The sequence below is a fragment of the Janthinobacterium psychrotolerans genome, from assembly GCF_001677885.1.
GTDB classification, from domain to species: domain Bacteria; phylum Pseudomonadota; class Gammaproteobacteria; order Burkholderiales; family Burkholderiaceae_D; genus Janthinobacterium; species Janthinobacterium psychrotolerans.
In genome coordinates, this window is the sequence record NZ_LOCQ01000049.1 from 18,297 (window position 1) to 39,959 (window position 21,663).

General features: G+C 62.6%; 19 protein-coding genes and 2 tRNA genes. 9 read left to right on the plus strand and 12 right to left on the minus strand.

Annotation, left to right across the window (positions count from 1 at the left end):
• Positions 1–16 precede the first annotated feature (16 nt).
• Positions 17–1,072, minus strand: coding sequence for a histidinol-phosphate transaminase (hisC, locus tag ASR47_RS07540; RefSeq protein WP_065307157.1), 1,056 nt, complete (start codon positions 1,070–1,072; stop codon positions 17–19).
• Positions 1,073–1,219: 147 nt separating this feature from the next.
• Here hisC and ASR47_RS07545 point away from each other — a divergent pair, with 147 nt between their 5' ends.
• The gene (locus ASR47_RS07545) at positions 1,220–1,702 is read left to right on the plus strand and encodes a hypothetical protein (protein WP_065307158.1); all 483 of its coding nucleotides are present in this window, start codon (positions 1,220–1,222) and stop codon (positions 1,700–1,702) included.
• A 54-nt stretch (positions 1,703–1,756) separates the two neighbouring features.
• Here the strand turns inward: ASR47_RS07545 and ASR47_RS07550 are convergent.
• The 7 genes from ASR47_RS07550 to ASR47_RS07580 form a co-directional block, all read right to left on the minus strand.
• Positions 1,757–1,846 (minus strand) — tRNA-Ser (locus tag ASR47_RS07550).
• Between the two features lie 322 nt (positions 1,847–2,168).
• Positions 2,169–2,258: transfer RNA gene (locus tag ASR47_RS07555), tRNA-Ser, on the minus strand.
• Positions 2,259–2,346: 88 nt separating this feature from the next.
• Positions 2,347–3,636 (minus strand): serine--tRNA ligase, encoded by a 1,290-nt coding sequence (serS, locus tag ASR47_RS07560; protein ID WP_065307280.1) that lies wholly within the window; start codon positions 3,634–3,636, stop codon positions 2,347–2,349.
• Positions 3,637–3,735: 99 nt separating this feature from the next.
• Positions 3,736–3,939 carry a hypothetical protein gene (locus ASR47_RS07565; protein ID WP_065307159.1) on the minus strand — a complete coding sequence of 68 codons (204 nt, stop codon included), beginning with the start codon at positions 3,937–3,939 and terminating at the stop codon, positions 3,736–3,738.
• A gap of 152 nt (positions 3,940–4,091) precedes the next feature.
• On the minus strand, positions 4,092–5,399 hold the full coding sequence (locus ASR47_RS07570) for a replication-associated recombination protein A (RefSeq protein ID WP_065307281.1): 1,308 nt from the start codon (positions 5,397–5,399) through the stop codon (positions 4,092–4,094).
• A gap of 81 nt (positions 5,400–5,480) precedes the next feature.
• Positions 5,481–6,137, minus strand: a complete 657-nt coding sequence (lolA, locus tag ASR47_RS07575; protein WP_065307160.1) for an outer membrane lipoprotein chaperone LolA — start codon at positions 6,135–6,137, stop codon at positions 5,481–5,483.
• A 5-nt stretch (positions 6,138–6,142) separates the two neighbouring features.
• Positions 6,143–8,509, minus strand: coding sequence for a DNA translocase FtsK (locus ASR47_RS07580; protein WP_065307161.1), 2,367 nt, complete (start codon positions 8,507–8,509; stop codon positions 6,143–6,145).
• A 216-nt stretch (positions 8,510–8,725) separates the two neighbouring features.
• Here ASR47_RS07580 and trxB point away from each other — a divergent pair, with 216 nt between their 5' ends.
• The 3 genes from trxB (at position 8,726) to ASR47_RS07595 (ending at position 11,112) form a co-directional block, all read left to right on the plus strand.
• Positions 8,726–9,679 carry a thioredoxin-disulfide reductase gene (gene trxB, locus ASR47_RS07585; protein WP_065307162.1) on the plus strand — a complete coding sequence of 318 codons (954 nt, stop codon included), beginning with the start codon at positions 8,726–8,728 and terminating at the stop codon, positions 9,677–9,679.
• 15 nt (positions 9,680–9,694) lie between these two features.
• Entirely contained in the window at positions 9,695–10,360 is a 666-nt protein-coding gene (locus tag ASR47_RS07590) for a Smr/MutS family protein (RefSeq protein ID WP_065307163.1), read from the plus strand.
• Between the two features lie 122 nt (positions 10,361–10,482).
• Positions 10,483–11,112, plus strand: a complete 630-nt coding sequence (locus ASR47_RS07595; RefSeq protein ID WP_065307164.1) for a trimeric intracellular cation channel family protein — start codon at positions 10,483–10,485, stop codon at positions 11,110–11,112.
• 83 nt (positions 11,113–11,195) lie between these two features.
• On the opposite strand, the gene ASR47_RS07600 is transcribed toward ASR47_RS07595, so the two are convergent.
• Together ASR47_RS07600 and ASR47_RS07605 are read right to left on the minus strand one after the other, a co-directional pair.
• Entirely contained in the window at positions 11,196–11,534 is a 339-nt protein-coding gene (locus tag ASR47_RS07600; RefSeq protein WP_065307165.1) for a P-II family nitrogen regulator, read from the minus strand.
• Between the two features lie 40 nt (positions 11,535–11,574).
• A complete protein-coding gene (locus ASR47_RS07605) occupies positions 11,575–13,194 on the minus strand; it encodes an NAD+ synthase (protein ID WP_065307166.1) in 1,620 nt (539 codons plus the stop codon).
• A gap of 99 nt (positions 13,195–13,293) precedes the next feature.
• Here ASR47_RS07605 and ASR47_RS07610 point away from each other — a divergent pair, with 99 nt between their 5' ends.
• Together ASR47_RS07610 and ASR47_RS07615 are read left to right on the plus strand one after the other, a co-directional pair.
• Entirely contained in the window at positions 13,294–14,427 is a 1,134-nt protein-coding gene (locus ASR47_RS07610; protein ID WP_065307167.1) for a GNAT family N-acetyltransferase, read from the plus strand.
• Positions 14,428–14,608: 181 nt separating this feature from the next.
• Positions 14,609–15,460: an undecaprenyl-diphosphate phosphatase gene (locus tag ASR47_RS07615; RefSeq protein WP_065307168.1), complete on the plus strand. Its 852-nt coding sequence runs from the start codon at positions 14,609–14,611 to the stop codon at positions 15,458–15,460.
• A 73-nt stretch (positions 15,461–15,533) separates the two neighbouring features.
• Here ASR47_RS07615 and ppa read toward each other — a convergent pair whose 3' ends face one another.
• Positions 15,534–16,082, minus strand: coding sequence for an inorganic diphosphatase (gene ppa, locus ASR47_RS07620; RefSeq protein ID WP_065307169.1), 549 nt, complete (start codon positions 16,080–16,082; stop codon positions 15,534–15,536).
• Between the two features lie 195 nt (positions 16,083–16,277).
• On the opposite strand from ppa, the gene ASR47_RS07625 reads away from it, so the two are divergent.
• The 3 genes from ASR47_RS07625 (at position 16,278) to ASR47_RS07635 (ending at position 20,285) form a co-directional block, all read left to right on the plus strand.
• On the plus strand, positions 16,278–16,781 hold the full coding sequence (locus tag ASR47_RS07625; protein WP_065307282.1) for a sigma-70 family RNA polymerase sigma factor: 504 nt from the start codon (positions 16,278–16,280) through the stop codon (positions 16,779–16,781).
• Positions 16,778–17,788: a FecR domain-containing protein gene (locus tag ASR47_RS07630; protein ID WP_065307170.1), complete on the plus strand. Its 1,011-nt coding sequence runs from the start codon at positions 16,778–16,780 to the stop codon at positions 17,786–17,788. The genes ASR47_RS07625 and ASR47_RS07630 overlap by 4 nt, the downstream gene beginning before the upstream one ends.
• Positions 17,789–17,885: 97 nt before the next feature.
• Entirely contained in the window at positions 17,886–20,285 is a 2,400-nt protein-coding gene (locus tag ASR47_RS07635) for a TonB-dependent siderophore receptor (RefSeq protein ID WP_065307171.1), read from the plus strand.
• Positions 20,286–20,462: 177 nt separating this feature from the next.
• On the opposite strand, the gene ASR47_RS07640 is transcribed toward ASR47_RS07635, so the two are convergent.
• Complete coding sequence (locus ASR47_RS07640; RefSeq protein WP_065307172.1) at positions 20,463–21,659, minus strand: heme biosynthesis protein HemY; 1,197 nt, start codon at positions 21,657–21,659, stop codon at positions 20,463–20,465.
• Between the last annotated feature and the right edge of the window lie 4 nt (positions 21,660–21,663).

Genomic DNA, 21,663 nt, shown 5'->3' on the forward strand with positions numbered 1-21,663 from the left:
CATGCCGTTGAAGCTGTCACACCAGGCTGCGCAAGGCCTCCAGCAAGGCCGCGCATTCCGTCGGATTACCGATGCTGATGCGCAGGTACTGGCTGATGCGTGGCGAATTGAAGTGGCGCACGATCACTGAGCGGGCGCGCAGGCCGGCAGCCAGTTGCGCCGCATCATGCTGCGGGTGGCGCGCAAACACGAAATTGGCCACCGAAGGCAGTACCTCGAAGCCCAGCGCCGCCAGTTGCCGCGTCAGCTGCGTGCGGCTGTCGATCACGGCTGTGCGCGTCTGCTGGAAATACGCTTCGTCGCGGAACGAGGCCACCGCGCCAGCCAGCGCCAGCCGGTCGAGCGGATAGGAATTGAAGCTGTTCTTGACGCGCTCGAGCGCTTCGATCAGGTCCGCGTGGCCGATGGCAAAACCGACGCGCAGGCCGGCCAGCGAGCGCGACTTCGACAGCGTCTGCACCACCAGCAAGTTGCGATACTGCCTGACCAGTCGGATCGCGCTCTCGCCGCCGAAATCGACATAGGCCTCATCGACCACCACCACCGCATCGGGATGGGCTTGCAGCAATGCTTCGACGCCGTCCAGCGGCAGATTCACGCCGGTCGGCGCATTCGGATTCGGGAAGATGATGGCGCCGCACGGCCCGGTGTAGTCTTCCGGGCGGATGCGCATCGTGTCGTCGAGCGGCACGGTACGGTAATCGATGCCGTACAGCTTGCAATACACGGGATAGAAACTGTAGCTGATGTCCGGGAACAGCAGCGGCGCGTCGTGCTTGAGCAAGGCCATGAAGGCCAGCGCCAGCACTTCGTCGGAACCATTGCCGACAAATACTTCGGCGCTGCTGACGCCATGGTAGTCGGCCAGCGTCTGCTTCAGTTCGCTGGCGGTGGGATCGGGGTACAGGCGCAGGCTGTCGGCGGCGGCCTCGCGCAAGGCCGCGATCACCTGCGGCGACGGGCCATATGGATTTTCATTGGTATTGAGCTTGACCAGGCCAGGCAATTTCGGCTGTTCGCCGGGGACATACGGGGTCAGCTGGCTGACGGTGGAACTCCAGAATTGGCTCATTGCTTGCACTTGGGTATCAGGGAATGGGAGGGAAGGAACTGCGGGTAGATTACCATAGTGCTGAGCGGGATCATGGCGGACACTGGCCGGGCGTTCAAGCTCTTGATCATAGCGTGTCGTATGAACGCGCTTTGACGGAGAGCAACCATGGACAACACCCACCAGGCCGCGGAAAGACGGATCAGTTATGGCTTGCCGCAACAACGAAGCCGGCGCCGCAAAAGCGATGCCTGGTTCAGGGTGGCGGTCGGCCTGAGCGAACAGATCGTCGCGCAATTACACGATGCCAACGACCTGCGCAGCGCAGACTGGCAACGCATCATGGCCCTGGCGGAACGGCTGGCGGCCAATTGCCAGGCCATGCACGATACCCTTGGGACACAGTTTGACAACACCGGGCAAAGCGAGGAGCATGTACCGCATCATGAGGAGGTTATGGCCATGAACGAACAAATTACTACCCTGGAAAAAGACGTCGCCAGCCTGAAACTCGATGTGGGTGTGATGCGTTCCAACTACGCGACCAAGTCCGATGTTTCCGAGGCGAAGTCGGCGGTCATTCTGTCTTGCGTGGGGAGCATGCTGGCGTTGAGCGGGCTGGCGTTTGCGGCGGCGCGCTGGGTGCAGTGATGCTCTGTAGTCCAATGAAAAAAAGCTCCCGTTGGGGAGCTTTTTTACTTGTTCTGGCGGAGAGGGTGGGATTCGAACCCACGGTACGATTTAACGTACGCTTGATTTCGAGTCAAGTACATTCGACCACTCTGCCACCTCTCCAGGTACTGCTTTGCTGTTGCGGTCTGCTCAAACTGCCGGGGCTGTTTGAGCGAGGCGCTATTCTAGCATGGGGATGGTTGTTTGGGTAGGGGGTTGTTGGCTGATCATACTTAAAACCTGAATGGACGATTCGTTGGCTTGAAAATCGCCTTGCGCTGGCGCGCTTTGGGCGATTTTTGAAACATTGAATGGACGATTCGGGGAGCCTTGCGCGAAGTACGCGCAAGGCTTCGAATCCCACCGCACGCCCCGCAGGGGGCGTGCTCCTCTCCGCTGCCACAAATAAAAAAAGCTCCCTTGCGGGAGCTTCTTTTATTTGTTCTGGCGGAGAGGGTGGGATTCGAACCCACGGTACGATTTAACGTACGCTTGATTTCGAGTCAAGTACATTCGACCACTCTGCCACCTCTCCAGGTACTGCTTTGCTGTTGCGGTCTTTTCTCGCATTGCTGCGAGAAGGCAAGATTATAGCAGCCGGCAGAAAAAAGGAAAGGACTTTTTCAGGCTTTCAGATGGGTCAGGCCGCCCATGTAGGGGCGCAGCACTTCCGGGATCTCGACGCTGCCGTCGGCTTGCTGGTAGTTTTCCAGGATCGCCACCAGGGTGCGGCCGACTGCCAGGCCGGAGCCGTTCAGGGTGTGGGCCAGTTCCGGCTTGCCGGCGGCGTTGCGGAAACGCGCCTGCATGCGGCGCGCCTGGAAGGCTTCCGTGTTCGACAGGGACGAAATTTCGCGGTAGGTGTTCTGCGCCGGCAGCCACACTTCCAGGTCGAACGTCTTGGCGGCCGTAAAGCCCATGTCGCCGGTGCACAGCGACATCACGCGATACGGCAGACCCAGGCGCTGCAGAATGGTTTCGGCGTGGCCGACCATTTCGTCCAGCACGGCGTACGAGGTATCGGGATGGACCACCTGCACCATTTCCACCTTGTCGAACTGGTGCTGGCGAATCATGCCGCGCGTGTCGCGGCCGTAGCTGCCCGCTTCGGAGCGGAAGCACGGCGTGTGCGCCGTCATTTTCAATGGCAGCTGATCGAGCGGCAGGATTTCGTCGCGCGCGATATTGGTCAGCGTGACTTCCGAGGTCGGGATCAGGTAGAAGGTCTCGCCCTCGCCTTCCACGCCGCCTTTTTTCACCGAGAACAGATCGGCTTCGAATTTCGGCAGCTGGCCGGTGCCGCGCAGCGAGTCGGCGTTGACCATGTAGGGCGTATAGCATTCCGTGTAGCCGTGCTCGTCGACATGGGTGTTGAGCATGAACTGCGCCAGTGCGCGGTGCAGGCGGGCGATGCCGCCTTTCATGACGGAAAAACGCGAACCGGTCAGTTTGGTGGCCACTTCGAAATCGAGGCCCAGCGCGGCGCCGACATCGACATGGTCTTTCACTTCGAAATCAAAGCTGCGCGGCGTGCCGACCTTGCGCACTTCCACGTTGCCCGCTTCGTCTTCGCCCACCGGCGCCGATTCGTGCGGCAGGTTCGGTACGGCCATGATGAAGTCGCTCAGCTTCGCTTGCACCAGCGCCAGCGCCGTTTCATCGGCTTTCAGCTCATCGCCGAGGCCAGCGACTTGCGCCATCACGGCCGAAGTGTCTTCGCCCTTGCCCTTCAACATGCCGATCTGCTTGGACAGCGCGTTGCGCTTGCCCTGCAATTCTTCGGTGCGCGTCTGGATCGCCTTGCGCTCGGCTTCGAGGGCGGTAAAACCTGCCACGTCGAGCTGGAACTTGCGCGTTGCCAGGCGGGCGGCAACGGTGGCGATGTCTTTACGGAGTAATTGGATATCTATCATGGGGTGCGTGGCGGTGCTGATGTAGGGAAGCACACATTGTACCAAGACCCGTTCGTTTCATTCCGAGTTTTGCACTGGCCGGCCCATGGGCCGCCAGCATCAGATAAAGGCGGCTTTTTCGGCGGCGCTCAGGCGGCGGGCGCTGACGGTCACGACCGGCATCGCGGTATCGGCTGCCTGGGCCACTACGGCCGAGTCGGCGCTGACGCTGACCGAACGTGCGTCAGCGGTGGCAAAGCTGGTACCGATGGCCAGAACGGCGGCGGCGACAAAGGCGATTTCCATGTTTTTCAGTGCGTTCATGATGTGGCTCCCGGTGGTGTTTGGATTCGTTAAGTGCTGCTGGTATGGTGGTACTTTAGCCAGCGGCACCGCCGAACACCACCGGATTGCGACCAGCGGCAAAAAACGCGGCGCGAACGGTGAAAAAGGAAGACTGAAGCGTTATCGCGGACTCAACCCTTGCCAGCTTTCCTGTCCAGCTCGCGCAACCAGGCCAATTTATCCGCGATCTTGCTTTCCATCCCGCGCGGCACCGGTTGATACCAGCCAGGCTCCGGCATACCGTCCGGGAAATAGGTTTCGCCTGCCGCATAGGCGTCGGGCTCGTCATGCGCGTAACGATAAGCATGGCCGTAGCCCAGTTCCTTCATCAGCCTGGTCGGCGCATTGCGCAGGTGCACCGGCACTTCCTTGGATTTATCCTTCTTGACGAAGGCCATGGCCTGGTTGAAGGCGTTGTAGCCGGCATTGCTCTTCGCGGCGATCGCCAGGTAGATCACGGCCTGGCCCAGCGCCAGCTCGCCTTCGGGCGACCCAAGCCGTTCATAGGTTTCGGCCGCGTCGTTGACCATGGTCAGCGCGCGCGGATCGGCCAAGCCAATATCCTCCCAGGCCATGCGCACGATGCGGCGCGACAAGTAGCGCGGGTCGGCGCCGCCGTCGATCATGCGGCAGAACCAGTACAGGGCCGCGTCCGGGTTCGAACCGCGCACGGACTTGTGCAGCGCCGAGATCTGGTCATAAAAATTGTCGCCGCCCTTGTCGAAGCGGCGCGAGTTCAGGGTCAGGGCATTGTCGACAAACGCCGCATCAATCTTTGTGGTGCCGGTCGAGCTGGCGGCCGTGTCGGCCTGTTCCAGCAAATTCAAAAAGCGGCGCGCGTCGCCATCGGCATAGCCGATCAGGGTATCGACGGCGGCGTCCTCGAACACCAGGTGCGACAAGGCCGTGGCCTGCGCCTTGGCCAGCAACTGTTTCAGCTCGTCTTCCGTCAGCGATTTCAACACATACACTTGCGCGCGCGACAGCAGCGCCGAGTTCACCTCAAAGCTGGGGTTTTCCGTGGTGGCGCCGATAAACGTCACCAGCCCCGATTCCACGAACGGCAGCAAGGCGTCCTGCTGCGATTTGTTGAAGCGATGAATCTCGTCGACAAACAGCAAGGTGTGCTTGCCGAACTGGTCGAGGCTATTGCGCGCCTGGTCCATGGCGGCGCGGATATCTTTCACTCCCGCAAACACCGCCGACAGGGCGATGAATTCGCTGTCGAACGCGTTGGCCATCAGCCGCGCCAGGGTGGTCTTGCCCACGCCAGGCGGACCCCACAAGATCATCGAATGGGCCTTGCCCGCTTCGAAGGCCAGGCGCAAGGGTTTGCCCACGCCCAGCAAATGGGTCTGGCCGATCACTTCGGTCAGGATTTTCGGACGCAGCGCCTCGGCCAGCGGCTGGCGTGGTTCGGTGGAAAACAGATCCGCCATGATGATGTCCAGTAGATATCCGGTAAAAATGCAAAAGCCCCGCATCGCTGCGAGGCCGGTCAGAAACACAGCATCAAGAAACTAGTTCTTGATAACGTCCGCGCCCTTGGGCATCACGAATTTGAAGTGATTGGCGGCCAGGGACGGATTCTTCTGGAAGTTCTTGAACGACAGGATCGAGGTCTGGCCGAACGAGTCGCGCAGCTCCATCGCCTCGGGCACGCCATTGCGCAAGCCGATAGTGATTTCGTCGAAGGTCGTGTCCTTGGCTTTCGGGGTTGCCTTCAGCCATTCCAGGCCGTCGCGCGTGCCCGCTTCGGCCAGGGTGAAATTCTTTTCCAGGTCGTTGCTGCCGAACAGGATGGCGGCCGGCGACGAACCGAGCGCGTCGCCCAGTTTCTTGATGGTCACCTGGCTCAGGTCCTTGTCGTAGATATACAGCTGCTCGCCATCGGCTTGCAGCAGTTGCTCGTACGGTTTCAGATAGGTCCAGATGAACTTGCCGGGGCGGGCAAATTCAAAGGTGCCGCTGGCCGGCGTCGACAACTTGGCTTTGCCGCCGGCGTCCGCCTTTTTCACCTGCCGCTGCACGAATTCGCCCTTGGCCGACTTGGTGCCGGCGGCAAAGGTCTTGAATTGCTCCAGCGCGCTGGCCGAGGCGCTGGCCGCGAACAGCAGGCTGCAGGCGACGCTGGCAGCGCCGATGATATATTTTGTTGCAATAGTGTGTTTTGTCATTCTTCTTATCCTGGTTCGGCACTTGCCGCCGGCACCAGGATTTCCCGGTTGCCATTGGACTGCATGGTTGAGACTACGCCGCTCTGCTCCATCTGTTCGAGCAGGCGGGCCGCGCGGTTGTAGCCGATGCGCAAATGGCGCTGCACCAGCGAAATCGAGGCACGGCGGTTTTTCAGGACGACTTGCACCGCCTGGTCGTACAGGGCATCGGCCTCGCCGCCACCTTCGCCCGGCGCGCCGCCACCTTCGCCGCCCTCGCCTTCCAGTGTGCCGCCTTCGAGGATGCCCTCGATATAGTTCGGCTCACCTTGCAGCTTCAGGTGGCTGACCACGCGGTGCACCTCATCGTCGGACACGAACGCGCCATGCACCCGCATCGGCAAACCGGTGCCAGGCGGCATGTACAGCATGTCGCCCATGCCCAGCAGGGTTTCCGCGCCCATCTGGTCGAGAATCGTGCGCGAGTCGATCTTGGATGACACCTGGAACGCGATACGGGTCGGGATATTGGCCTTGATCAGGCCCGTGATCACGTCTACAGATGGGCGCTGTGTCGCCAGAATCAAGTGCAGGCCGGCCGCGCGCGCCTTTTGCGCGATACGGGCAATCAGTTCCTCGACTTTTTTACCCACCACCATCATCAGGTCGGCCAGCTCGTCGATGATGATGACGATGGTCGGCAATTTTTCCAGAGGCTCCGGCGAATCCGGCGTCAGGCTGAACGGATTCGGGATATGTTCTTCGCGCTTGGCCGCGTCGGCTATTTTTGTGTTGTAGCCGGCCAGGTTGCGCACGCCCATCTTGCTCATCAGCTTGTAGCGGCGTTCCATCTCGTTGACGGCCCAGTTCAGCGCATGGCCGGCCTGGCGCATGTCGGTCACCACTGGCGCGAGCAGGTGCGGAATGCCTTCGTAGACCGACATTTCCAGCATTTTCGGGTCGATCAGGATCAGCCGCACATCCTGGGGGTCGGACTTGTACAGCAGTGACAGAATGGTGGCGTTGATGCCCACCGATTTACCGGAACCGGTGGTGCCGGCCACCAGCAAGTGCGGCATCTTGGCCAGGTCGGCCACCACCGGCTTGCCGGCGATATCCTTGCCCAGCGCAATCGTCAAACTCGATACGCCATCGTTATACACCTTGGAGCCGAGGATTTCCGTCAGGCGCACGATCTGGCGCTTGGCGTTGGGCAGCTCCAGCGCCATGTAGTTTTTGCCGGGTATTGTTTCCACCACCCGGATCGAGGTCAAGGACAGCGAACGGGCCAGGTCGCGCGCCAGGCCCACAATCTGACTGCCTTTCACGCCGGTCGCCGGTTCGATCTCGTAGCGTGTCACGACCGGGCCGGGGTAAGCGGCCACCACCTTGGCGTCAACGCCAAAGTCGGACAATTTCTTTTCGATCAGGCGGCTGGTAAATTCCAGGGTTTCCACCGACACGGTTTCCACCACCGCCGGCGCTTCGTCAAGCAGGGACAGCGGCGGCAGCTTGCCGTCGCCCAGGCCTTCGAACAGATAGGCCTGGCGCTCTTTTTCCACCCGTTCCGATTTCACCACGGCCACCACCTGCGGCTCGATTTTCACCGGCGGCGCGGCCACGTGTTTTTCCACATGCTTGGCCCGTTCGATCACCACCACTTCGTCGCGGCGCACGGCGGCCACTTCGCCCTGGCGGCGGTCTTCGCGGTCGCGGTAGCGCAGCACAAACCAGTTGACACTGTCTTCGATGGCGGCGCCGATGCGCTCGGCCACCTGCAACCAGGAAACATGGAAGAACAGGGAAAAACCCAGGGCGAACAGCAGCAGCAACAGCAAGGTCGCACCCGTGAAACCGAAAGCGACATGGCTGGAGTGGCCGACCAGCTGGCCCAGCACGCCACCGGGTTCGCGCGGCAGCTGCACATGCAGGCTTTTCGCCATGCGCAGGTATTCCAGGCCCATGCTGCCGATCAGCATGATGGAAAAGCCGACGATGCGGATCAGCATCTCGACATGGTGTTCGCGTTCGGCCTCGTCCTCCTGCTCCAGCAGGAAACGGCGGCTCAGGCGGCGATAGCCGTTCCACACCGTGCGCAGCAGCCACACGCACCACCACCAGGCGGAAAAACCGAAGATATACAACAACAGGTCGGACAGGGTCGCGCCGAGCTTGCCGCCCAAATTGGCCACCTTGTCGACCGAAGTGGCGTGCGACCAGCCAGGGTCGAGCTTGTTGAAGCTGGCCAGGATCAGCACGAAATACAGGGCGAAGGCGGCAAACGCGAACCAGCGCGCCTCGGACAACAGCCTTACCAGACGGTTGGGCAGGGGCCGGCGCTCGACCGGCTTGCGGGTGTAACTGTTCTGGTTGGCCTGGGCTGGTTTAGTCATTCTGGGAAGCGCTGCTAGGTAAAAATGTTTCTGTAAGGGAATTTCCCATCATAAGCTGTATTCTAAGCCATATATGTCACAGACCACCCCACGATTCGTCTGTGTGGACGGCTTGGTCTATAATCCGGGCATAGCTTGCGCAAGCACAACACTCCCTTGTTCTTGACGTGATTGCCCCCAATTCGGATAGACCCCATACATAGAGAAGCCTCCATCATGACCACTACCAAACACGCCCGCGTACTGATCCTCGGCTCCGGCCCTGCAGGCTACAGCGCCGCCGTCTATGCCGCGCGCGCCAACCTCAAGCCAATGCTGGTGACCGGCGTGGAACAGGGCGGCCAGCTGATGACCACCACCGACGTGGAAAACTGGCCAGGCGACCCGATGGGCGTGCAAGGCCCGGACCTGATGCAGCGCCTGCTGCAGCACGCCGAGCGCTTCAATACGGAAATCGTGTTTGACCATATCCACACCACCTTCCTGAACGAAAAGCCGATCCGCCTGAAAGGCGACAGCCACGAATACACCTGCGACACCCTGATCATCGCCACCGGCGCCTCGGCGCAATACCTGGGCCTGCCGTCGGAATCGGCCTTCATGGGCAAGGGCGTGTCGGCCTGCGCCACCTGCGACGGTTTCTTCTACCGCAACCAGGAAGTGGCGGTCGTCGGCGGCGGCAACACCGCCGTCGAGGAAGCGCTGTACCTGTCGAACATCGCCGACAAAGTGACCTTGATCCACCGCCGCGACAAGTTCCGCGCCGAAGCGATCCTGATCGACCGCCTGAACGCCAAGGTTGCCGAAGGCAAGATTGTGTTGAAATACAACCACACCCTGGACGAAGTGACGGGCAACGAAGGCGGCGTAACGGGCCTGAACATCAAGTCCACCATCGACGGCAAGGTCGAGGCTTTGAGCGTGCACGGCGTGTTTATCGCCATCGGCCACAAGCCCAACACCAGCATCTTCGAAGGCCAGCTCGACATGCACAACGGCTACATCAAGACGAAAACCGGCCTGGAAGGCATGGCCACCGCCACCAGCGCGCCGGGCGTATTCGCGGCCGGTGACGTGCAGGACCATATCTACCGCCAGGCCATCACCAGCGCCGGCACCGGTTGTATGGCGGCACTGGACGCCCAGCGCTACCTGGAAGGCCAGGAGTAATTCGGCGTGGCGTCGATGAAAGACTTTGCCGACCTGAAAGCCGTCAGCAAGCAGCTCAGGGAACAGGCCGAGGCGCGCGCGGTGGAACAGGCCGAGCGGGCCAAAAAGGCGCAAGTGCAGGCGGTGGAAGGCAATCTGTTCAAGGCCAGCATCGGCGGCGTCAAGCGCCTGCCCGAGTCGGACCGCTACGTGCCGGCGCTGCCGAAGACGCCGGCCATGACGTCGGCCCAGCCGGCGCGCAAGCTGTCGCGCGAGGAAGACGATGCGGCCGTGCTGCGCGAGTCGCTGTCGGACCTGTTCGAAGTCGACCATTACCTGGAAAACGATCCGGCCCTCAATTATGCGGCGCCCGGTGTCGGCCCCGACGTGATCAAGAAGATGCGCAAGGGCCATTGGCCGATCCAGGATGAACTGGACTTGCACGGCCTGCGCCGCGACGAGGCGCGCGATGGCATCGGCGCTTTCCTGACCCATGCGACGCGGCGCAAGCTGCGCTGCGTGCGCGTGATCCATGGCAAGGGTTTCGGCTCGAAAGGACAGGAACCGGTGCTCAAATCGATGGTGCACAGCTGGCTGGTGCAAAAGCCGGAAGTGATCGCCTTTTGCCAGTCGCGCCGTTCCGAAGGCGGCGATGGCGCCTTGACGGTGCTGCTGGCGCCGGCCCTGCAGGCGGTGCGCTAGCGCTTTCCGCTGTTCCGTTACAAGTTGCTCTGAAACACGGCCCCGTTTGTCACCATGCGGGGCCGTGTCATGTTAACCTGTGGCTATTATTTTTTGCCGGGCAAGCCCGGCCGCCGCCTGCCATGATGCCACCCCAATTGCCACCCGGCTCGCTGATCAAACTGATCGAAGTGATCGCCATCCTGGTGGGCGCGTTTTCCGGTTTTATCGAAGCGCGCAGGAAGCGCATGGACCTGGTGGGCGTGTTCGTGGTGGCTTTCATTACCGCCTTTGGCGGCGGCACCCTGCGCGACATCCTGCTCGACAAGCGGCCGCTGTTCTGGGTCTCGCACCAGGAATATGCCATTCTGATCTTTGTGCTGGCCTTGACGGCCGCACCGCTGATCCAGCACCTGCGGCAAATCGTCTCGGAACGCCTGATCGTGGTGGCCGACGCGATCGGCCTGGGCATGTTCGCGATTGCCGGCGTGGCCGAAGCGATGCGCGCCGGCATGCCACTGTTTATCGCCTCGATGATGGGGGTCATTACAGGGATCTTTGGCGGCGTGATGCGCGACATTGTGTGCAACGAAGTGCCGATGGTGTTTCGCGACGGCAAACCGTATGCGATTTGCGCCTTTATCGGCTGCTGGGCCTATCTGCTGCAGAAGCACTTCGGCGTCGAGCACGACTTTGCGCTGTGGACCAGCGCCAGCGGCATTACCATCATGCGGCTGATCAGCTGGAAATTCGATATGCGGCTGGGGCGCTGAGTTACCATTGCTAACCTGGCCAACAATGGTGTCGGATTACGGCCCTGCGGGCCCAATCCGACCTACCCGACCTACGATATTGATCAGACCGCTTCCGGGCCAGTTTCGCCCGTGCGGATACGGATCACCTGCTCGATATTGCGCACGAAAATCTTGCCGTCGCCGATCTTGCCGGTGCGGGCGGCCTTGATGATGGCGTCGACCACCTGCTCGGTCACGCTGTCGTCGACCACCACTTCCACCTTGACCTTGGGCAGGAAGTCGACCACGTACTCGGCGCCACGGTACAGCTCGGTATGGCCCTTCTGGCGGCCAAAGCCCTTCACTTCCGTCACGGTCAAACCCGTTACATTGACATCGGCCAGGGCTTCGCGGACTTCGTCGAGCTTGAATGGTTTGATGATGGCGGTAATCTGTTTCATGGCTACTCCTTAAAATTGATGGCTTGTTCGGACAGATCTGTTACTCGTAGAATTTCGAGGTAATCGGGTAGCGCCAGTCGCGGCCAAAGCCACGATGGGTGACGCGGATGCCGACCGGCGACTGGCGCCGCTTGTATTCATTGATCTTGATCAGGCGCGTGATGCGGGCCACATCGGCCGGCGGATAACCGGCCTCGATAATCTCGGCGATCGGCCGGTTTTCTTCCATATACAGCTGCATGATGCCGTCGAGAATATCGTACGGCGGCAGCGAATCCTGGTCTAGCTGGTCGGCGCGCAATTCGGCCGATGGGCCGCGCGTCAGGATACGCTCCGGTATCACATCCGACACGCTGTTGCGGTACGCACACAGGCGGTACACCAGGGTCTTGGCGATATCCTTGATCACCGCGAAGCCGCCCGCCATGTCGCCGTACAGGGTGCAATAACCGACCGCCATCTCGCTCTTGTTGCCGGTCGTTAGCACGATGCTGCCATGCTTGTTCGACAGCGCCATCAGCAGGGTGCCGCGGATGCGCGCCTGGATGTTCTCTTCCGTCGCGTCTTCGGCCAGGCCGGCGAATTCCTCGGCCAGGGTGGCGCGGAAGGCGTCGAAGGTGTGCTTGATCGGAATTTCATCGTAGCGCACATCGAGCCGTTTTACCATGTCGCGCGAGTCGATCCACGAAATATCGGCCGTAAACTGCGACGGCATCATGACGGCGCGCACTTTGTCGGCGCCCAGCGCATCGACGGCGATGGCCAGCGTCAATGCCGAATCGACGCCGCCCGACATGCCGATCAGCACGCCAGGAAAGCCGTTCTTGCCGATATAGTCGCGCACGCCCAGCACCAGCGCCTGGTAGACCTGGGCTTCCGTTGACAAAGGCGCGGCAACCGGCTGTGGCACGGGATTGGCGCCATCGAACTCGACGATCTGCAGGTCTTCCTCGAAATGGCGCAGCTGGGCGCAAATGACGCCATCGGCATTCATCACGAAGGAGTCGCCGTCGAAGATCAGCTCGTCCTGGCCGCCGACCAGGTTGGCGTACACCAGCGACATGCCTTGCGCGCAGACATGCTGGCGCATGGTGTCATAGCGCAAGTGCTGCTTGTTCATATGGTAGGGCGAGCCGTTCGGCACCAGCAATACCTGGGCGCCAGCGGCGCGCGCACGGCGTGGCGCCTCGGCAAACCAGGTGTCTTCGCAGATATTGATGCCAAAGCGCACGCCCTTGACGGCAAACACGAAAGCCTGGTCGCTCGATGAAAAATAGCGTTTTTCGTCAAACACCGTGGTGTTCGGCAAATCGTGCTTGCGGTAGGTGCCCAGCACCTGGCCGTTGACCAGCACCGAGGCGGCGTTATGGCGTACCAGGCCTGCATCGTCCTGCAGCGGCAGGCCGACCACCACGTGCAGGTCGGGGAACTGCGCCAGGTCGCTTGCCAGCGCCGCAAACGTTTGTTGGGTTTTTGCGTAGAATGCATTGCGCAGCAACAGGTCTTCCGGTGGATAGCCGACCAGCGACAGTTCGGGCGTCAGGACGATATCGGCGCCGGCGGCATGGGCGCGGCGGGCCAGGTCGACGATTTTGGCGCGGTTGCCGGCCAGATCGCCGACCGTACTATTCATTTGAGCGATTGCGACTTTGACTGTCATGATATTGGATATTTCGTTTTATTAACAAAGACGGGGCAAGCCCCGAGGGCAGGCAGGCTCATGCCGGCAACCCGAGAGTGATGAATGCAAACCACAACAATGAATTATCGCACGGCTATCGTCTCTACCCTGGCTGAAATTGGCGAGCCGGCATGGTCCGCTCTGCTGGCATTGCAAGCAGAAGCCAATCCTTTCCTGTCGTACGCCTTCCTGCATGCGCTGCACGAATCGGGCTGTGCAAGCGCCGACTCAGGCTGGCAGCCGCAATTCCTGGTGCTGTGGCAAGGCGATACCTTGGCCGCCGCCCTGCCGCTGTATGTCAAACTGCATTCCTACGGCGAATATGTGTTCGACTGGGCCTGGGCCGACGCCTACCAGCAACACGGCCTCGAATACTATCCGAAACTGCTGTCGGCGATTCCGTTTACGCCCGTCAGCGGCACGCGTTTGCTGGCCCGCGACGGCGAGGCGCGCGCGGCCCTGCTGGCCTTTCTGCAGGCCCAGCAGCAGGCCAGCCAGGTGTCGTCCACGCATATCCTGTTTCCGCCAGAGACCGAAGCACGCCAGCTCGAAGAGGCCGGCTTTCTGCTGCGCAGCGGCGTGCAGTTTCACTGGCTCAATCCCGGCTATGCGAATTTCGAGCAATTCCTGGCCACGCTGGAACACAAGAAACGCAAGAATATCCGCGCCGAACGGCGCAAGGTGGCGGAAGCGGGCGTGACCATGCGCCAGGTGAGAGGCAGAGACATCACGCCGGCGCTGTGGCAATTCTTTCACCGCTGCTACAGCAATACCTATGCCGAGCATCGCTCCTCGCCGTATCTGAGCCTGGAATTCTTCGAAAGCATCGGCGCGGACATGCCAGGCAATATCCTGCTGGTGGTGGCCGAGCGCGAAGGCCGGGCGATTGCCGCCTCGCTGGTGATCCACACCGCCGATACGTTATACGGCCGCTACTGGGGCGCGCTGGAGCACGTGCCTTGTTTGCATTTCGAGACGGCCTACTACCAGCCGCTGGAGTTCTGCATCGCCGAGGGCATTGGCACCTTCGAAGGCGGCGCCCAGGGCGAACACAAGATGGCGCGCGGCTTCCTGCCGCAAAAGACCTGGTCGGCCCACTGGCTGGCCCACCCGTCGTTCGCCGACGCGGTGCAGCGCTTCCTGGAGCGGGAACGGGGCGGCATCGACGCCTATCTGGACGAGTTGAACGAGCACAGCCCGTTCCGGGCATAAAACTGCCTGTTTTATAAGTAATACGGCTGTGGTAAGCTGGAAAAAGTCACGCCTGCAACAGGCGTGCACTGTCCGCCCTGCCGGTCCTTGTTGGCCGCTCCGCTCAACTTTCTTTTTGGTGAATGCAATTGCAAGTATTTAATTTGACCGGCCGCCGCAACGCGCGCCGTGGAGTTTCCGCATGAGCGGCGTCATCGGCTGGTGGGAAGCCGCCCTGCTGGGCCTGATCCAGGGCCTGACCGAATTCCTGCCCGTGTCCTCCAGCGCCCATCTGCGCATTATCGGCCCGTTTTTACCGTCCGGCGCCGACCCCGGCGCGGCGTTTACAGCCATTACCCAGATCGGCACCGAACTGGCCGTGCTGATTTACTTCCGCAAGGATATCCTGCGCATCGCCCTGGCCTGGTTCGGCGCCCTGCCCGGCAGCGGCGCGAGTGCCGCGGCGAAAAGCCATCCCGACGTGCGCCTGGGCTGGCTGGTGATTATCGGCTCGCTGCCGATCGCCATCCTCGGACTGGCCTTCCAGCATGCGATCGAAACCTATCTGCGCAATCTTTACCTCACCGCCATCATGCTGATCGTGTTCGGCCTGATCCTCGGCGCGGCCGACCGTTATGGCCGCCATGAACTGCCGCTGTCGCGCATGCGCTGGCGCGACGGCATCATCTTCGGCTTTGCGCAGGCGATGGCCCTGATACCGGGCGTGTCGCGCTCGGGCGGCACCATTACCGCCGGCCTGATGATGGGCTACACGCGCGAGGCGGCGGCCCGCTATTCCTTCTTGCTGGCGATTCCTGCCGTGCTGGCGTCGGGCTTTTACCAGCTATATAAAAACTGGGGCGTGGCCGGCCCGGTCGCGCCCGGCCCGACTCTGCTGGCCACCATCATTGCCTTCTTTGTCGGCTATGGCGTGATCGTGGTGTTCCTGCGCATCGTCAGCAGCCGCGGCTACTGGCCGTTCGTGGCCTACCGCATCGTGCTGGGCGTGTTTGTGCTGGCACTGCTGCAAATGGGCGTGATCGCCGCCCACTGAGTTTTCGCTGCCCCATGCAAAACGCCCCCGTTCCAATCAAGGAACGGGGGCGTTTTTATTGGCGCGCAGCGACTTAAGAAGCGGCGCTTTCCGCGTCTTTCTTGTAGGCGGCAACGCCGTTCAGGATTTCGGCACGGGCTTCGTCGGCGCCGTACCAGCCGTCGATCTTGACCCATTTGCCTTTTTCCAGGTCTTTGTAGTGCTCGAAGAAATGCTGGATCTGGCGCAGGCGCAGTTCGTTCAGGTCTTCCGGCTTCTGCCAGTGGCTGTAGATCGACAGGACCTTGTCGACTGGCACGGCCAGCACTTTGGCGTCTTCGCCCGACTCGTCGGTCATTTTCAGCACGCCGATAGGACGGCAGCGCACGACCACGCCAGGGAACAGCGGGAACGGGGTGATGACCAGCACATCGACCGGGTCGCCGTCCGGCGACAGGGTGTTCGGCACATAGCCGTAGTTGCACGGGTAGTGCATGGCGGTGCCCATGAAACGGTCGACGAAAATCGCGCCCGATTCCTTGTCCACTTCATATTTGATCGGATCGGCATTCATCGGAATTTCGATGATCACATTGAAGTCGTTCGGCAAATCGCGGCCCGAAGGCACTTTATTCAAGCTCATGGGGTTTCCTCGTGTGTGCTGACAGTGTTTTAACCGCGCAATTATAGCGAAGTACATGCGCCTTGTGCGATGCAGCAGCCTTGATATGGCTATTTTGTCAAGCAATCCTGCAACAGTGGCGTTCAAGGCTGGCCAATGCTATGATTTGTAAATGAGAACTATTATTATTTGATCGCCATCGTGTCTTCCGTCCCCATGCTACCGCCATCCGACCTCGGCACCCTGTACAGCGACCACCACGGCTGGCTGCAGGGCTGGCTGCGCCGCAAGATGGGCAATGCCTGTGACGCCGCCGACCTAGCGCACGACACTTTCCTGCGCGTGCTGGCGCGCCGCGACACCCCCAGGCTGCTGGCGCCGCGCGCCTACCTGGGCGCCATCGCGCGCGGCCTGGTGGCCGACTTTTTCCGCCACCAGGATATCGAACGCGCGTATCTCGACGCCCTGGCGGCCCTGCCGGAAACGCATGCGCCGTCGCTTGAGGCGCGCGCCATCGTGCTCGAAGCGCTGGTCGCCATCGACACCATGCTCGATGGCCTGAAGCCCGCCGTGCGGCAGGCGTTTTTGCTGTCGCAGCTCGACGGCCTGACCTACGAGCAGATCGCGCAGCAACTGGGCGTGACCAAACGCACGGTCAGCAACTACATGTGCACCGCCATCGGGCATTGTGTCGAACACTGCGATCCGCTGGCACCATGAGTAAGCTGATGACGGCGCCGCCGCGCGATGATGCGGCCGTGCGCAAGGAAGCCGTGGCCTGGTATGTGCGCCTGTGCTCGGGCAGCGCCGGCGACGCCGACCGCCAGGCCTGGCGGCGCTGGCATGCGGCGCACCTTGACCACCAGCGCGCCTGGCAGCGTATCGAAGCGATGCGCGCCACCTTGCGGCAGGCGCCGGCCGAGATCGCCTCGCCGCTGCTGCGCGCGCGCCTGGCCACCGGCGGCCAGGCACGCCGGCAGGTGCTGCGCAGCGTGCTGCTGCTGGCCTCGACCGGCACCGCAGGCTATCTGTCGTATCAGGCGGCGCGCCAGCATGGGCTGGTGCAGCCCATGCTGGCCGACTACCGCACCGGCGTCGGTGCCCAGCGACGGGTGATGCTGCCCGATGGCTCGCTGCTGGTCTTGAATACCGGCAGCGCCGTCGATCTGCGCTACGATGCGGCGCAGCGGCGCGTGCGGCTGCTGAACGGCGAAATCCTGGTTGAAACGGCCCGCCACCGGCAGGCGCCCGGCGCCCCCGTGGACCCGCGCCCCTTCATGATCGACACAGCACAAGGCACGGTGCGTGCGCTGGGCACGCGCTTTACGGTGCGCCAGTTCGGCGATCATGCCCAGGTGGCGGTGCTGGACGACGCCGTCGAGCTGCGCGCCGCGCGGCGGCCGGCCAGGGCCGTGATCGTGCGCGCCGGACAGCAGGCGCGCCTGACGGCCAGCGGTGTCGAGGCGCCGCCACAGGCCGACGACAGCGCCGGCCTGTGGCAGAGCGGCAGCCTGCTGGTCAACGACCGCAGCCTGGGCGAGGTGGTGGCCGAACTGGCGCGCTACCGGCGCGGCCGCCTGGCGTGCGACCCGCGCATCGCGCACATGCGCATCTCCGGCGTATTTCCGCTGGCCGACACCGACCGCGCGCTGCTGTTGCTGGTGCAATCGTTCCCGCTGCGCCTGCGCAGCACCACACGCTATTGGGTGAGCCTGGAAGCGGCCTGAAAAAAACTCGGAAAAATTTTCATCTTTTTGCGTTTCGTACGGCCTGCAAGACAGGAGCAACAAAAACCACCTGTCTATCTTTTACCTGGGCCCTATCATGCTTGATATCCGCTGCACTCTTTTACCTCTCGCCATCGCATTGGCCGCACCGGCCGCCGCCACGGCCACGGCCACGGCCACGGCCAAACCCTACCAGATCGCCGCCGGCCCGCTGGTCTCGGCGCTGAACCTGTTCGCCGCCTCGGCCGGCGTGGCGTTGACGTATGACCCGGCGCTGGCCGGTGGCCGCAGCTCGCCCGGCCTGCAGGGCACGCATACGCCATCGTCGGGCTTTGCCGCGCTGCTGGCCGGCAGCGGCCTGGAAGCGGTCGACCAGGGCAGTGGCGGCTATACCTTGCGCCGCGCCGCTGGCGGCGAACAGACCATGGCGCCGGTCAGCGTCAGTGCCCGCGCCGAGGCGGCCAATATCACCGAAAACAGCGGCAGCTACACCACGCCCGTGATGGCCACGGCCACCCGCATGGGCCTGTCGATGCGCGAAACGCCGCAGTCGGTCAGCATCGTCACGCGCCAGCAGATCGACGACCAGGCCCTGAACAGCGTGCCCGATATCCTGGAAAAAGTCGTCGGCGTGACGGTCGGGCGCAACGACAGCGAACGCGCCACCTTTTATGCGCGCGGCTACACCATCGAGAACTTCCAGTTCGACGGCATGCCCAATACCCTCGACAGCTCGAACCAGTACACCACGGCGATCGGCGACAGCGCCGTCTATGACCGGGTCGAAGTGGTGAAAGGGGCGACCGGCCTGCTGACGGGCGCCGGCAATCCGTCGGCCACCATCAACCTGGTGCGCAAGCGCCCGACCAGTGCATTTGCCGCCTCCCTCAACGCCAGCGTTGGTTCATGGAACAAGGTGCGCGGCGTGGCCGATGTGTCCGGTCCCTTGAACGCGTCGGGCAGCGTGCGGGGCCGCGTGGTGGCGGCGGTGCAGAATGCCGATTCCTACATCGATTACTACCGGCGCGACACGCGCAGCCTGTACGCCATCGCCGAAGCCGACCTGGCGCCGCGTACCACCCTCAGCCTGGGCGTCGACTACATGCAGAGCCGCGCCGACGGCGCCACCTTCGGCCACCTGCCGCTGTTCTACAGCGACGGCACGCAAACCCGTTTTCGCCGTTCGCTGAACCCGGCCGCACGCTGGTCGTACTGGGACAATAACAGCAGCAACACCTTCGCCACCGTCAGGCACGCCTTCGACAACGGCTGGCAGCTCGACGCCGCCGCCAGCCATCTGAAGCAGTCAAAAGAGGTGCTGTATGGCTCGGCCTACAACGGCTACATGAACCGGCAAAGCGGGGCCGGCATCCGCCTGCTCGGTGGCCCGCTGCCGACCCAGGCAAGCACCGACAGTGCGAATCTGGCCGCCAGCGGCCCGTTTACCGTGTTCGGCCGCCAGCATGAACTGATGCTGGGCGCCGGCTATTCGCGCCAGAACAAGGACGCCCAGTTGTACACCAGCAGCCTGGTGGCGGTGCCCGACTACCGGCTATGGGATGGCGTGCTGACCCTGCCGGCGCAAACCAGGCGCGCCGACCGCGACACCACCATCACGGAAAAAGGCGTGTCGGGCGCCGTGCGCCTGCGCCCTGCCGACGATTGGTCGGTGATCCTCGGCGCGCGCGCCAGCTGGTACAAGCTGTACGACTACCAGGTCAGCGTGGCCGGCGTGCGCACGGTCTCGGACAATTTGAACGACAGCGCGAAGGTGGTGCCGTATGCCGGCGTGGTGTATGACTTGAACCGCAACTGGTCGCTCTACGCCAGCTACACCGATATTTTCAAGCCGCAAACCTATTACAAGGACGCCAGCGACAGCTCGCTCGATCCGTTGACGGGCAAGAGCATGGAAGCGGGGATCAAGGGAGAATGGCTGGACGGCAAAGTCAACGCCAGCGCGGCCGTGTTCAAGATCGAACAGGACAATGCGGCGCAATATCAGGGCATCAACAGCGTTACCGGCGGCGAAATCTACCGGCCGATCGCCGGCGTCACCAGCAAGGGCGTGGAACTGGAAACCTCGGGGCAGATCACGCCAGCGTGGAACCTGGCCGGCGGCTATACCTTCCGCACCTCGCACATTCCGCCGCAGCCCAATTTGATCCTCAGCGCCGTCAACACCAATCAGCCCAAGCACCTGTTCAAGCTCAGCACCGCCTGGACCCTGCCGGCCGGCTGGACCGTCGGCGGCTCCATGACCTGGCAAAGCGAGACCTGGTACCAGCTGTCGACCGCCGCCCGCTGGCGCGCCACGCAGCCGGGCTACGCGGTGGTGGGCCTGATGGCGCGCTACCAGGCGAGCCCGCGCCTGTCGCTGGCGCTGAACGTCAACAATGTGCTCGATAAAACCTATATGCCGGGCATGGGCTCGTATGGCACGGGCGTGTATGGCGACCCACGCAATGCCTTGTTGACGGCCAATTTCAAGTTTTGATGATTGATACCCCGATCGATGCGTAGGTCGGATTAGCGCTTCGCGCGTAATCCGACGCCATCGTTGGCCGCGTTAACACTGTTGTCGGATTACGCGGGGCTTTGCCCCGCTAACCCGACCTACGCGGCAACAAGTTCCATGCTCAAAAAAAACCCGTCTCGCGACGGGTTTTTTGCTTTACAGGATGGTCGCCAGCGCGCACTGCCGGTAATGCGCGGCAGCTTGCTCGGTCTGCTGCAAGGCCTCGTGCATCTGCGCCAGTTTCAGGTGGGCGTCGCGCACCATGCGCGGCTCGCCGGCGTCGGACAAGGCCTGCTCCAGGTGGCGCTGGGCCTTGCCCCACAGTTTCTGTTTCAGGCACAAGGAACCCAGGGTCAGCGCCAGTTCGGCGTCCAGCGGGCGCTGTTTCAGCCACTGCTCGCAATGCTCGATCTGCAGCAGCAGGGCCGGTGTGCCGGCAGGCGCGGCCGCTTCGCGGTAGACGCGCACCACGCGGTCGTCCCAGTCGGCGGCCAATGATTCCTCGCACACCAGGCGCGCTTCGTCGTGCAGGCCGCGCGCGTTCAGGGCGGTGGCGGCGCGGCAGGCGATGTAGGGCTTGACCCTGTCGCTGGTGGGCACGGTCGACCAGACGCGCAGCAGCGACTCGGCGTCATGCGAGCGGTCCGACAGCAGGTGTTCGTAGGCCAGTTCGCGCAGGCGCGACGACAGCGCCGGGTGCAGCGCGCGGTGCTTGTCGAGCGAGCGCACCAGGCGCAGCACTTCGGGCCAGTTCTTGGCCTGCTGCTCGGCCTTCAGCGACCATTGCAGCGCATGGATATGGCGCGTGCCGCTGGCGTTCAGTTCGCGCACGGCGGCCAGCGCCGCTTCCGGCTGGTGGTCGTCGACCAGCAGTTCGGTAACCGTCATCAATCGCGCGGTCTTGAGCGTGGCATCGCCTTCGACGCGAGCCAGCCAGCTGTCGCGGCGTTCGGACTGGCGCATGCGGTGCGCGGCGCGCGCGCCGATCAGCGCGGCCAGGCCGGCGTTTTCTTCCAGTTCGGCGGCGCGCAGGGCGGCTTTTTCGGCGTGGCCGAAGCGGCCTTCGAACAGCGCCTTGAGCGCTTCGCGCAAGCCCTTGTTGCCGTCGCGTTCACGCTTGCGGCGGCGGTAAGCGGCCACTTCGGCCGGCATGCGCACGGTGGCGCGCAAAGCCCGCAGCAGGAAATACAGCACCGCGAACAGCGCCACTTGCAGCAGCACGAAGAAGTTCAGCGACAGGTCGATGCGGTATGGCGGGTAGAACAGCACCACGTTGCCGGGATTGAAACGGGCCGTCACGGCGATACCGATCGCCGCGGCCATCAGGGCGAGTAACCAGAGAAATAGACGCATGGGC